This is a genomic window from Methylobacterium sp. JK268 (assembly GCF_054052225.1).
This window is the reverse complement of sequence record NZ_JBSVZN010000007.1, coordinates 21,191-33,734: the sequence shown is the minus strand read 5'-3', so window position 1 is coordinate 33,734 and position 12,544 is coordinate 21,191. Positions and strand designations below refer to the sequence as shown.

Here is a 12,544-nt window from a genome sequence, read left to right as displayed (position 1 = left end):
TGCACACGAACCAGGAGGGGCGCGACGTGACAGTATGCTTCGTGCACTCCTCTCGAATTCATCGCTGACGCGCGGATTCGACGGTCCCTGATGGCCTAACGGCCGGGGCGACCGCAGCAACCCCTTCCGATACGCGACGACGGCGCGCCGCCCCCCGACCGGGCCCGGCCGCGTCTCCGATGGGATCGACGCCCCACCGCGTCGACGACGCATCATGGCTCCTCGTTCCGACGACCGCGCGGGCGCGACCCGCCGCGTCCTCCTGTTCCTCGCCCGGCGCTGGGGCGAGCGCCTCCGCCTCGTCGCGTCGATCACGGCCGTCATGACCGCTGCGACGGTCGCGGACGTGCTGCTGCCGGTCTATGCCGGGCGGGTGATCGGCGACCTCGCCGGGCCGGATCGCGCCGCCGCCCTCGACGGCGCGATCCGGGCGCTCGCCGCCATGGCGGCCCTTGGCGCCGTCACGGTCGGACTCCGGCAGGCCGGGCTCGCCCTCATCGTGCGGCTGACGCTCGCGATGATGTCGGACATCGCCCGCGACGCCTTCCACCGGGTGCAGCGGCTCTCCACGGACTGGCACGCCGGCACCTTCTCCGGGTCGACGGTGCGCAAGATCTCGCGGGGCATGTGGGCGGTCGACGGCCTGAACGACATCGTGCTCCTCGCCATGGTCCCGACGCTCGTGGCGATGGCCGGGACCGCCTCCGTGCTCGGCTGGGCCTGGCCCGCCATGGGCGCGCTGGTCGGCGGAATGACGGCGCTCTTCATCGGCGTGTCGGTCCTCCTCGCGGCCCGGGTCAGCCAGCCGGCGGCCGCCCTGTCGAACGCGCTCGACTCGCAGCTCGGCGGGGTGATGGCCGACGCCATCGGCAACAACGCGGTGGTGAAGGCCTTCGGCGCGGAGGCGCGCGAGGATGCCCGGCTCGCGCGCACCCTCGGCAAGTGGCGCAAGCGCACGCGGCGCACCTGGTCGATCGCGGTCTGGAGCGGGACCCTGCGCAACGTGATGCTGCTCGTCTTCCGCACCGCCCTGATCGGCCTCGCCCTCTGGTTCTGGTGGCGCGGCGAGGCGAGCCCCGGCGAGGTCGCGACCGTGCTCACGAGCTACTTCGTGCTGCACGGCTACCTGCGCGAGGTCGGCTTCCACATCACCCACCTGCAGCGGGCGCTCGGCGAGATGGAGGAACTCGTGGCCCTCGACGCGGAATCCATCGGCGTCGCCGACGCGCCCGAGGCCGCGCCCCTGCGGGTGACCGGCGGCGCGATCCGCTTCGAGGCCGTGACCTTCCACTACGCGGGCCACGCGGCGCCGCTCTACCGGGACCTCTCGGTCGAGATCCCGGCCGGGGAGCGGGTGGGGCTCGTCGGGCGCTCGGGCTCCGGCAAGACGACCTTCGTCAAGCTGATCCAGCGCCTGCACGACGTCACGGGCGGGCGGGTGCTGATCGACGGGCAGGACGTCGCCCGGGTGACGCAGGCGAGCCTGCGCGCCCAGGTGGCGATCGTCCCCCAGGAGCCCTCGCTGTTCCACCGCACGCTCGCGGAGAACATCGCCTACGGGCGCCCCGGCGCCGCGATGGCGGAGATCGAGCGGGCGGCGCGGCTCGCCAACGCGCACGACTTCATCGCGCGCCTGCCGAAGGGCTACGCGACGCTGGTCGGCGAGCGCGGGGTGAAGCTGTCGGGCGGCGAGCGCCAGCGGGTGGCGCTGGCCCGCGCCTTCCTGGCCGATGCGCCGATCCTGATCCTGGACGAGGCGACGGCGAGCCTCGATTCGGAATCGGAGGCGCTGATCCAGGAGGCGACCGAGCGGCTGATGCGCGGGCGCACGGCGATCGTGATCGCCCACCGGCTCTCGACCGTGCGGTCCCTCGACCGCATCCTGGTCTTCGAGCGCGGGCGCATCGTCGAGGACGGCCCGCACGACGCCCTCGTGCGGCGGCCGGACGGCGCCTACCGGGCGCTGTTCGAGCGCCAGGCGATGGCCGACCCGGTCGGGTGACGCATCGCGGGCGGCGCGGGCTTGCATCCCGCGCCGCCCGCCTCCATGCGACGGCATGCCCACCGCCCTGCCGATCGATACCGTCCTCGGCGACCTCCTCGCCGCCCTGGAGCGGAACCCCAACGCCGTGCTGGTGGCGCCGCCCGGCGCCGGCAAGACCACCCGCGTGCCCCTCGCCCTCCTCGATGCGCCCTGGCGGGGCGACGGGCGCATCCTCGTGCTGGAGCCCCGCCGCCTCGCCGCCCGGGCCGCCGCCGAGCGCATGGCCGAGACCTTGGGCGAGCGGGTCGGCGACACGGTCGGCCTGCGGGTGCGCCTCGGCTCCAAGGTGTCGGCCCGCACCCGGATCGAGGTCGTCACCGAGGGCGTGTTCGCCCGCATGATCCTGGACGATCCCGAACTGACGGGCGTCGCCGCGGTGCTGTTCGACGAGTTCCACGAACGCTCCCTCGACGCGGATCTCGGCCTCGCGCTGGCCCTCGACGCGCAGAGCGGCCTGCGGGAGGACCTGCGCCTCCTCGCGATGTCGGCGACCCTCGACGGCGCCCGCGTGGCGCGCCTGATGGGCGAGGCGCCGGTGATCGCCTCGGAGGGGCGCGCCTTCCCGGTCGAGACCCGCTTCCTCGACCGCGATCCCAACCGCCGCATCGAGGACCAGGTCGCCGAGGCGATCGAGCGGGCGCTCCGCGCCGAGCCCGGCTCGGTGCTGGCCTTCCTGCCCGGCCAGGGCGAGATCCGCCGGGTCGCCGAGATCCTGGAGGGGCGCCTCGCCGCCCATCCGGAGGTCGACCTCGCGCCGCTCTACGGGGCGCTCGACCGGGCCGAGCAGGACCGGGCCGTGCGCCCGAGCCCGCCGGGCCGCCGCAAGGTCGTGCTCGCCACCTCCATCGCCGAGACCTCGCTCACCATCGAGGGCGTGCGGGTGGTGGTGGATTCCGGCCTGGCCCGGGTGCCGGTCTACGAGCCCGATCTCGGCCTCACCCGCCTCGTCACCGTGCGGGCCTCGCGGGCCTCCGTCGACCAGCGCCGAGGCCGCGCCGGGCGCACGCAGCCCGGGATCTGCTACCGGCTCTGGGCCGAGGCGGCCACGGGAGCGCTGGAGCCCTTCACCCGGCCCGAGATCCTGTCGGCCGACCTCGCCGGCCTCGTCCTCGACTGCGCCGCCTGGGGCGTCGCCGACCCGGCCACCCTGCCCTTCCTCGATCCCCCGCCCGCCCCGGCCCTGGCGGAAGCGAAGGCGCTGCTCGCGGGCCTCGGCGCCCTCGACGGGGCGGGCCGGCTGACGCCCGAGGGGGCGAAGCTGCGGGCGCTGCCCCTGCCCCCGCGCCTCGCCCGCATGGTGGTGGCGGCGGGCGAGCGCGGCCGCAGCGCCGCCCGCGACGCCGCCGACCTCGCGGCCGTGCTGGTCGAGCGCGGGCTCGGGGGCGACGCGGTCGACCTCGCCGAGCGGGTGGACCGCTTCCGCCGCGACCGTTCCGGCCGGGCCGAGGACATGCGCCGCCTCGCCGCCGGCTGGGTTCGCGCCGCCGGCCCCGTCGGCGACGGCGAGGCGCCTTCGCCCGGCGCGCTCCTGGCGCTGGCCTATCCGGACCGCATCGCCCGCGCCCGGGGCAAGGCGGGCGACTACGTGCTGGCGAATGGCCGCGGCGCCGCCCTGGACCCCGCCTTGGCCCTGGCGCGGGCGCCCTTCCTGGCGGTGGCGGAGATCGTCGGCAAGGCCGCCGCCTCGCGCATCCTGGCGGCGGCCGCGATCACCCAGGAGGAGATCGAGGCCCTTTTTCCCGACCGGATCGAGGCCCGCACCAGCCTCGCCTTCGACCCGACCGTTCGGGCGCTGCGGGCCCGCGCCCAGCGGCGGCTCGGATCGGTCGTGCTCGGCGAGCGGATCCTGCCGGTGCCCGCCGGCGAGGACGCGGCGCGGCTGCTGGCGCGCGGGATCGCGGATCTCGGGATCTCAACCCTGCCCTGGTCGAAGGCGGCGGCGCAGTGGCGCGCGCGGGTCTCGTTCCTGCGCGGCGCCGAGGGTGAGCCCTGGCCCGACCTCTCGGACGAGGCGCTGGCCGCCACGGCGGAGGATTGGCTCGCCCCGCACCTCGTCGGCCTCACCCGCCTCGACGAGGTCGGGCCGGATCGCGTGGCCGAGGCGCTCCACGCCCTGCTGCCCTGGAGCCTGCGCGCGCGTCTCGACGCCGAGGCCCCGACCCACATCGAGGTGCCGACGGGCTCGCGCATCCCGGTCGACTACGAGGGCGACGAGCCGGTGCTGGCGGTGCGGGTGCAGGAAGTGTTCGGGCTCGCGGTGCATCCGACCATCGGCGGCGGGCGGGTGCCGGTGGTGCTGCACCTGCTCTCTCCGGCCCAGCGCCCGATCCAGATCACCCGCGACCTGCCCGGCTTCTGGCGCGGCTCCTGGGCGGCGGTGCGGGCCGACATGCGCGGGCAGTATCCGAAGCACCCCTGGCCGGAGGACCCGCTCACCGCCCCGCCGACCCGGCGGGCGAAGCCGCGGGGAACATGAGGGGGTGCGCCGGTTTGGCGGGGCAATCCCAACCCCGGTCCGCTCCACCCAAGTCATCAATCGGAAACGGTGATCGATCCCGTGTCACGTCTTGTGTGCCGTTACAAGCCACACCGACGCCGGCAAACTGATCTTCGCGGCATCACCAAGCTTCGCCAATGCCGCTCTCAATCGTGGTTCGGCTTCCGCTCGGAGGGCGAGGTGCTCGCGAACGATCTTCCCAAGCGAGCCAACCTTGAGCAAGACCTCGGTCATCGCGTTGAGATCGCCGCTTGACACCCGCTCGCTGTGACCGCGAACGTCAATCCCCTGGAAGCCTGCTTGTCCGAGGACACCAAGGATAACGCGCGGATCGGCGAAACTGAAAGGGACATCGTCTCTGACGCCTGGGAGACCTACGGCGGCCAGCGGCATGTGATCAAGCTCGTTCTTGTCCAAGGCCTGCCAGCAGACGAAAGCAAGCCTCCCGCCCGGCCTGAAAATCCTGTGAAAATTGGTGAAGGCTGCGACCGGATCAGAGAACCCCATAACGCCGAAACGCGAGTAGATCGCGTCTGCACACCCTGACGGCAGGGCGACCACTTGGGCGTCGGCCTCGATCAAGCTGACGTTCGGGAGCCCCGCGTGCGTTGTGCGGCTATGGCGAGGAGGGTTTCAGCCACATCAACGCCGATGACCCGGCCATTGGCTCCCACGAACTCGGCGAGTTGGCAGAGGGTCTGGCCGGCGCCGCATCCGATGTCGAGCACCGCGGCGCCCGGTGGCGGGGCGAGAACCGTCATGGCCCTCAATCCCAGCGGTGAGAGCTGTCGGTCGATGAGGGGATACGCTTCGGCCCACGCCCGGTCGTGGAGCGCGCGCGCTAGCGGATCGGCAGGCGTGCTTGGGTTAGGCATGAAGGCCAACTCAGCAGGGTAACAGCGGACCGCCTGAGACCCACTGTGAGCGGCCCTTTCGTAAGGTTCAGCTGATCGGGTGTTGACGCGAGCCCCTGTCCCGATCGGGAGACTGGAGCGGCGCAACCGTATGTGTCGCGGACAGCTGCGGTGCAGAGAGGAAGGGCGACGCTTCACGTCCCGTCCCTACCCCTGCACCCGCCAACGCGCCTCGACCACCGCCGTGGCGGCCCGGAACGCCGCGTCGGCGTCGAGATCCGTCGTGTCGATCACCACCGCGTCCTCGGCGACCCGCAGCGGGGCCGCCGCCCGGTCCGCGTCGCGGGCGTCGCGGCGCACGATGTCGTCGAGCACTGCGTCGTAGGCCACCGGCTCGCCCCGGCCGCCGAGCTCCCGGTGGCGGCGATGCGCGCGCTCCTCCGAGGAGGCCGTGATGAACAGCTTCACGGGCGCGTCCGGGCAGACCACCGTGCCGATGTCGCGCCCGTCGAGCACCGCCCCGCCCGGCGCCGCCGCGAAGCGGCGCTGCCAGTCGAGGAGCGCCGCCCGCACCGCCGGGAAGGCCGAGACCACCGAGGCCGCCTCCCCCATGGCGCGGTCGCGCAGCCGCGCGTCGCCGAGCGACTCGGCCCGCAGCGCCCGCGCCGCCGCGGCGGCCGCGGCCTCGTCCCGCAGGTCGGTCCGGGCATCGAGGAGCGTCAGCGCCACCGCCCGGTACAGGAGCCCGGTATCGAGATGCGGCAGGCCGTAATGCTGCGCGAGCCGCCGGGCGAGCGTGCCCTTCCCCGAGGCGGCCGGTCCGTCGATCGCGATCACCATCACGCCGTCACCTCGAAACCCGTCAATCCGCCAGGGCGGCGCCGAGGCCGCGCAGGTCGCTGAGGAAGGCCGGGTAGCTCGTCGCGATCATCGCCCCGTCATCCACCGTGACCGGCTCGCGGGTGGCGAGCCCCATCACCAGGAACGCCATGGCGATGCGGTGGTCGAGATGCGTCGCCACCGTGCCGCCGCCGGCGGCCGGGGTGCCGTCCCCGTGCACGATCAGGTCGTCGCCCTCGACGACGTGCGCGACGCCGTTGGCCTTCAGCCCGTCCGCCACCGCGGCGAGCCGGTCCGATTCCTTGACCCGCAGCTCGTGCAGGCCCTGCATCCGGGTCGTGCCCGCCGCGAAGGCGGCCGCCACGGCCAGAACCGGGTACTCGTCGATCATCGCGGGCGCCCGCTCGGGCGGCACGCTCACGCCGGTGAGGCGGCTTCCCCGCACCCGCAGGTCGGCCACGGTCTCGCCGCCCTCGTCGCGCTCGTTCACCCGCGCGATGTCGGCGCCCATCTCCAGGAGCGTGGTGATCAGGCCGGTGCGCAGCGGGTTCATCATCACGCCCTCGATCGTCACGTCCGAGCCCGGCACGATCAGCGCCGCGACGATCGGGAAGGCGGCCGAGGACGGGTCGGCCGGCACGATCACGTCGGCCGCACGCAAGGTCGGCTGGCCGGTCAGCGCGACGGCGCGGCCGTGGCCGTCCGGCCCGTGGGCCTCCACGGTGACCTCGGCGCCGAACAGGCGCAGCATCCGCTCGGTGTGGTCGCGGGTGGCCGCGGCCTCGATCACCGTGGTGGTGCCCGGCGCGTTGAGGCCCGCGAGCAGCACCGCCGACTTCACCTGCGCCGAGGCGACCGGCGTCGCGTAGGTGATCGGGATCGCCTCGTCGGGGCCGCGCAGGACCAGGGGCACGCGCCCGCCCGCCTCCTCCGAGACCACCGTCGCGCCCATCTGGACGAGCGGGTCGAGGATCCGGCGCATCGGCCGCTTGCGCAAGGAGGCGTCGCCGTCGAAGGTCGCGGTGACCGGCTGGCCGCCGACCACGCCCATCATCAGCCGCGAGCCGGTGCCGGCATTGCCGAAATCGAGCACGCCCGCGGGATCCGACAGGCCGCCGATGCCGACGCCGCGCACCCGCCAGCGGCCGGGCCCGTCATGGTCGATCCCGGCGCCGAGGGCGCGAGCGGCGGCGGCGGTGCGCAGCACGTCGTCGCCCTCCAGCAGGCCCTCGACCCGGGTCTCGCCGAGGCTGAGCAGGCCGAGGATCATCGCCCGGTGGGAGATGGACTTGTCGCCCGGCGGGCGCAGGCGGCCCCGCAGGGGCGTCCCGGCCCGGGCGGTGATCGGCGAGGGGGCGGAATCGTGGGACACGGGAGGAGGCCTGGTCGCGGGAGGGGGCGGAAGCGGCGGGTCGTTACCACGGGGGCGGGGCCGCGTCATCCGCCCGAAGACGGCAACCGCCCTCGATCGATTTGACACCGGCAACGCCCGCGACTAACCGGCCTCTTCCCGAACATCCTCTCGAAGGCTTTCGAACCGTGGCCAGACCGGAACTCGGCTTGAAGCGCCAGTGCATGAGCTGCGGCGCCAAGTTCTACGACCTCAACAGGGACCCCGCCACCTGCCCGAAATGCGGCACGGTCTACCAGATCGCCGCGCTCACGACGACCCGCGTGCCGGCCCCGGCGATCGCCAACCGCGCGGCGGAGGAGGAGCCCGACGAGGAGGCGGGCGCCCCCGAGATGATCTCCCTCGACGAGGTCGAGGCCGCCGAGGACGGGGCCGAGACGGCGACGGACGACGATGCCGACGTGGGCGGCGCGAGCGGCGACGACGACACCTTCCTGGAGGAGGACGAGGAGAGCGGCGACGACGTCTCCGACCTCATCGACGGCGACATCGAGAACGACGAGGAGTCGTGATCCCCTAAGTCGCGGCCGGCGCTAGGTGATTCGCGCCGGTCACGAAAACTTCGCAGAACGGGGCCGCGGGGGCTTGTGTCCGGTGCGGCTCCCCCCTATACAGCCGCCACCGAACGCGACCGCCCCTCGGGGCTCGGTCCGGCGGCACCGCGGGCGTCCCAGCCGCCGCGGTCTCCAGTGGGGCCATAGCTCAGTTGGGAGAGCGCTTGAATGGCATTCAAGAGGTCGGCGGTTCGATTCCGCCTGGCTCCACCAGCTTTCCTCCGGTCGATCCGGGTTTGACGAGGCCGCCGCGAGCGGCCTTTTTGAGTGCGCGACACCCTGCGGCGATCCCAAGCGCCGCGCCGGGAATGGGGCCATAGCTCAGTTGGGAGAGCGCTTGAATGGCATTCAAGAGGTCGGCGGTTCGATTCCGCCTGGCTCCACCAGCGCTCCCACCTTCGCACATTCTCCGACGGCCGCCACCCGACCTGCGGGTCGTCCCGACTTGGCGGTCCGACCCGGTCTGCCCGGGATGACGGCGCGTCCGCACCCAGGACGGTCGATGTCGCTCGCCACCGGTCCGTCTCCTTCCCCGTCCGCCGACCGGGTGCACACAACTCCCAAAAAACCGATCTCGGTTAGTACGATGGACGAAGCCGTCGCGAGGCTTCCGCCGAGCGCATCGGGGCCGAACCGGGAGCATGCTCTGACCGCCCGGCCGACATTGCGGGACAAATTCTCAGCCGAACATCCTGGATGCGCATCAGATTTGATAAGGCAATACGAACTCAAAACTGAGCATATTATCTTAAAAATGGCAACAACCACCTCCTCATGCTGAGGTGCGAGCATAGCGAGCCTCTGGCGGGCCGCAGGCCCGCACGCACCCCAGAGCGTCTCGTCCAAGGCGCCTTTTCTCTTGGATGAACGTTCTGGGTGCTTCGAGGCCGCTGCGCGGCACCTCAGCATGAGGATCGTCGCGCATTCCAGGCGCGGTTAATCGATGAGCCGGCTATTGAGATGTGTGCGCACGGTAGCCCGTCCGCAGGGTGGGCGCGGACAGGAGCCGCCAGGAGGAGCCGCCCGGAGCCGGACGGCCGGTGTCGATCACGCGCCCGCCGCGCACCGGACTGAGAGCCGAGATCTAGCGCTCACGGCATAAGCCGGGCCGCGTTTCACGTGGTTGACTTACGTCAGTCGGCATAAATACAATTCAGTGTTGAGATTTAGCCGACACTACTTATAAGTTGCGGCCGTACACGGGACGTCGCTGCCGCGGTTTGCATTCCATTCCCCGTCGCGCTCCAATCTGTACTTCATCATAAGCGCAATCTCGGGGCCTGCCGTGGCGCAGGCGGGGAGGAATCATGAAGATCGTGGTCGGAAGTCTGTTCGCGTGTGCCGCCCTGCTGGGGCTGACCTCGGGGGCGTCGGCGGGAGGGTGCGACGCAGAACTGGCGATGGTCCGCTCGGACCGTCCGGCGATCTCGGCGGCCGGGCACAGCGCCTACGCCGCCTGCGCGGCCAGGAACAGTGCGGCGTTCGCGCCGGCCCAGGTGGCGCCCAAGCACAGCTGCGATGCGGAGCTGGCCATGATCCGGTCAGACCGTCCGGCGATCTCGGCCGCCGGTCACGGCGCCTATCGGGACTGCGCCTCCCGCAACAGGATCGAGGCGAATGCCGGCCCGGCCCCCGCCAAGCACCGCTGCGATGCGGAACTGGCCATGGTGCGGTCCGACCGTCCGGTGCTCTCGGCCCGCGGCGGCCGCGCCTACGACACCTGCATGAGCGGCTGGTCCGCCCTGCGCTGAGGCGCGATCGGGAGGAGGGTCCGCGGGGCGTTGGCTGGGCACGGCCGGCGCCTCGCAGGGCTCAGGACCGAAGCGCCGCGAGCGGCGACTGCCGGTAGGCCAGGGCCGCCGGCACCAGCGCCAGCAGGGAGGCGGCGACGACGAGCGCGCCCGCGAAGGCGGCGTCCTCCCCTGCCAGTTCCACCGGCAGCGGAAAGCCGCCCTGCCCCTCGTAGACGCGCGCGAGGACCCGCGCGGCCCCGTCGCCCAGGGCGAATCCGAGCGCGATTCCCGCCAGCACCAGGAGCATCGTCTCGCTCCAGACGATCAGGAACACGGCGCGCCGCGGAGCCCCGAAGGCCCGCAGCGCCCCGATCTGCCGCCGGCTCTGCGCCACGTGGATCACCGTGACCAGCATCAGGGAGGCCGCCACCAGCGCCTCCGCCCCGTAGGAGATCGCCATCAGCACCTGGCGGGCGTCGCCCAGGGTGGCGTAGAGGCGCGTCAGCACCTCGCCGGGGAAGACCGCCAGCGTGGTCCCCGACCGGTATTCCTGCCGCAGCTTGTAGGCGGCACCGAACGAGACCGGCTTGACCAGGATCGCGGGCAGGCCCGGCAGGGGCCCGTCGAAGGTCTCGGTCAGCGGCGCGTCCGGGTTGATGCGGCCGTGGTGATGGTGGTGGTGCGCCGCGCCCGCCTCGGCCTGCGCCTCCTCATGCTCCCCGTGCTCCTCGGAGACCGTGCCGAGCCCGTGGGTGTGCCAGACCGCCTGGATCGGCACCAGGATCGCCCGGTCCCAGGCCGTCCCGGTGGGGCTCAGCCGCCCGACGATCCGGTAGGTGGTCTCGCCGTGGGTCTCGCCCGGCTCGGCGCCGCTGCCGTGCATCGGGTGCAGCGCGAAGCCGACCGGCAGGGCGACGGCGCTCCCGGCCAGGGCCTCGCCCTCCGCCGCGAAGATCCGGCCCTCGTGGACGCCGCCGCCGGTGCCGGTGACGAGGCGCGTCGTCGTGCCGATGATCGGATGTCCGCCGTAGGAATCGCCGAAGCCGATCGGCGCCGCCCAGGCCACGCGGGGGTCGCGGGACAACCGCGCCAGCACCTCCCCGGGAGCCAGGGGCAGCGGCGCGGGCTGGAGGAAGACCGCCGAGAGCACGAGTTGCACCTCGCTCCCGGCCGCGCCGACGACGAGGTCGAAGCGGTCCGCCGCCCGGGCGCTGCCGAGGCGCAGGGCACGCTCCTGAAGCGTCACGGCCACGCCCAGCGCCGTGGCGAGGGCCACCAGCAGCACCACGACCAGAGCGGCCGGCCAGAGGCGCCGCAGGTCGGCGAGCACGAAGCGGATCACGCCACGGCCTCCCTGTCGGTGTCGGCGACGACGCGTCCCGCCGCGAGCCGGATGCGGCGCGCGAGACGCTCGGTCAGCCGCTCGTCGTGGCTGACCACGATCAGGGTGGCGCCCTCCTCCTCCGCGAGGGCGACGAGGAGCGTCGCCACCGCCGCGCCGGCCTCCGGATCGAGGCTCGCGGTCGGCTCGTCCGCGACCAGGATCCCCGGCCGGCGCAGCAGCGCCCGCGCCACCGCCACCCGCTGCATCTCGCCCCGCGACAGGGTGGCCACGTCCTGCCCCGGCCGCGAGAGCCCGACCCGCCCGAGCAGGTCGCCCGCCCGGGCCCTCAGGGCGGCATCCGCCGCGCCGGAGAGCCGGGCGGGCAGCAGCACGTTGTCGAGGGCGGACAGGCCGGGGAAGAGGTGGAAATCCTGCATCACCAGCCCGACATGGGCCGCCCGCCAGCGGTCCCGCGCCGCCTCGTTCAGCCGGGCGATGTCGGTCTCGCCCCACAGGATCCGGCCGCGATCCGGCCGCGCGAGCCCGGTGATCAGGTTGACGAGGGTGCTCTTGCCCGAGCCCGAGGCGCCCGTGACGGCGAGGCGGGCGCCGGCCGCGACGGTCAGGCGCTCGATCGCCAGGACCGGTGCGGCGAGGCCCGGGAAGCCGATGGCGAGGTCCGCGAGGGTCAGGGCGAGCATGGGGCTAGACCGTCGTGAAGCGGCCGTGGCGCAGGCGCAGGAGGCTGACGAAGCCGGTCTCGGGGTCGGTCCAGGAGCCCACTTCGAGCCGGCCCGTCACCGCGATGAGCTTGGCGGGCGGCACGAAGGTCTGCCGGCTGTCTAGGTAGACGACCACGATGTCGTTCGGCCAGTCGGCATCCGAGGAGCAGAACGGGCACAGCGCCATCGGGATCGCGGTGAGCACGAAGAACGTCGCCTCCGCCTTGAGCGGCGGGGCCATGTAGCCCCGCATAGCGACCTCCCGGCCGGCCAGCGCCTTGACCTTGTCGGAGAAGCTGAGGCCGAGGACGCCGACCGCGCCGTAGAGCTCCTCGAAGGTGAGCGCCTCTTCGGCCCGGGCGGGGCGCGCCCCGGCGGCGAGGAGGCTGGCCGCGCCGGCGATCAGGGTGCGGCGGTTGGGGCGCTGGAGCATGGGCACTCCTGGATCGAGATGGGGCCTGTCGCGTGCGGGCGGGGCTGAACCCTCCCCCCTCTGCGGGGGAGGGTGGCGAACGCAGTGAGCCGGGAGAGGGGAACCACGCTTCAGGATGGGGCGCCCGTCATA

At 73.1% G+C, this 12,544-nt stretch carries 9 protein-coding genes, 2 tRNA genes and 1 pseudogene; 6 read left to right on the top strand and 6 right to left on the bottom strand.

Annotation, left to right across the window (positions count from 1 at the left end):
- Positions 1 to 214: 214 nt before the first annotated feature.
- Complete coding sequence (locus ACW9J6_RS08820; RefSeq protein WP_457116086.1) at positions 215 to 2,002, top strand: ABC transporter ATP-binding protein; 1,788 nt, start codon at positions 215 to 217, stop codon at positions 2,000 to 2,002.
- 55 nt (positions 2,003 to 2,057) lie between these two features.
- Positions 2,058 to 4,520, top strand: a complete 2,463-nt coding sequence (gene hrpB / locus ACW9J6_RS08815) for an ATP-dependent helicase HrpB (RefSeq protein WP_457116085.1) — start codon at positions 2,058 to 2,060, stop codon at positions 4,518 to 4,520.
- Positions 4,521 to 4,604: 84 nt separating this feature from the next.
- Here the strand turns inward: hrpB and ACW9J6_RS08810 are convergent.
- From ACW9J6_RS08810 to aroA, 3 genes and pseudogenes are all read right to left on the bottom strand, one after another.
- Positions 4,605 to 5,302, bottom strand: a pseudogene (locus ACW9J6_RS08810) (class I SAM-dependent methyltransferase).
- Between the two features lie 300 nt (positions 5,303 to 5,602).
- Positions 5,603 to 6,235 carry a (d)CMP kinase gene (gene cmk / locus ACW9J6_RS08805; protein ID WP_457116084.1) on the bottom strand — a complete coding sequence of 211 codons (633 nt, stop codon included), beginning with the start codon at positions 6,233 to 6,235 and terminating at the stop codon, positions 5,603 to 5,605.
- 22 nt (positions 6,236 to 6,257) lie between these two features.
- Positions 6,258 to 7,607, bottom strand: a complete 1,350-nt coding sequence (gene aroA / locus ACW9J6_RS08800; protein ID WP_457116083.1) for a 3-phosphoshikimate 1-carboxyvinyltransferase — start codon at positions 7,605 to 7,607, stop codon at positions 6,258 to 6,260.
- 167 nt (positions 7,608 to 7,774) lie between these two features.
- Between aroA and ACW9J6_RS08795 the strand changes: the two genes are divergently transcribed.
- From ACW9J6_RS08795 to ACW9J6_RS08780, 4 genes are all read left to right on the top strand, one after another.
- Positions 7,775 to 8,158: a TIGR02300 family protein gene (locus ACW9J6_RS08795; protein WP_457116082.1), complete on the top strand. Its 384-nt coding sequence runs from the start codon at positions 7,775 to 7,777 to the stop codon at positions 8,156 to 8,158.
- Between the two features lie 179 nt (positions 8,159 to 8,337).
- Positions 8,338 to 8,413: transfer RNA gene (locus tag ACW9J6_RS08790), tRNA-Ala, on the top strand.
- Positions 8,414 to 8,510: 97 nt separating this feature from the next.
- Positions 8,511 to 8,586, top strand: a tRNA-Ala gene (locus ACW9J6_RS08785).
- 921 nt (positions 8,587 to 9,507) lie between these two features.
- Complete coding sequence (locus ACW9J6_RS08780; protein WP_457116081.1) at positions 9,508 to 9,951, top strand: hypothetical protein; 444 nt, start codon at positions 9,508 to 9,510, stop codon at positions 9,949 to 9,951.
- A gap of 61 nt (positions 9,952 to 10,012) precedes the next feature.
- Here ACW9J6_RS08780 and ACW9J6_RS08775 read toward each other — a convergent pair whose 3' ends face one another.
- Genes ACW9J6_RS08775 through ACW9J6_RS08765 form a run of 3 tightly spaced genes read right to left on the bottom strand, consistent with a single transcriptional unit; the run spans position 10,013 to position 12,412 of the window.
- Complete coding sequence (locus ACW9J6_RS08775; protein WP_457116080.1) at positions 10,013 to 11,275, bottom strand: FtsX-like permease family protein; 1,263 nt, start codon at positions 11,273 to 11,275, stop codon at positions 10,013 to 10,015.
- Positions 11,272 to 11,958 (bottom strand): ABC transporter ATP-binding protein, encoded by a 687-nt coding sequence (locus tag ACW9J6_RS08770; protein WP_457116079.1) that lies wholly within the window; start codon positions 11,956 to 11,958, stop codon positions 11,272 to 11,274. Before ACW9J6_RS08770 ends, ACW9J6_RS08775 begins: the two co-directional genes overlap by 4 nt.
- A gap of 4 nt (positions 11,959 to 11,962) precedes the next feature.
- Positions 11,963 to 12,412 carry a hypothetical protein gene (locus ACW9J6_RS08765; protein WP_457116078.1) on the bottom strand — a complete coding sequence of 150 codons (450 nt, stop codon included), beginning with the start codon at positions 12,410 to 12,412 and terminating at the stop codon, positions 11,963 to 11,965.
- Between the last annotated feature and the right edge of the window lie 132 nt (positions 12,413 to 12,544).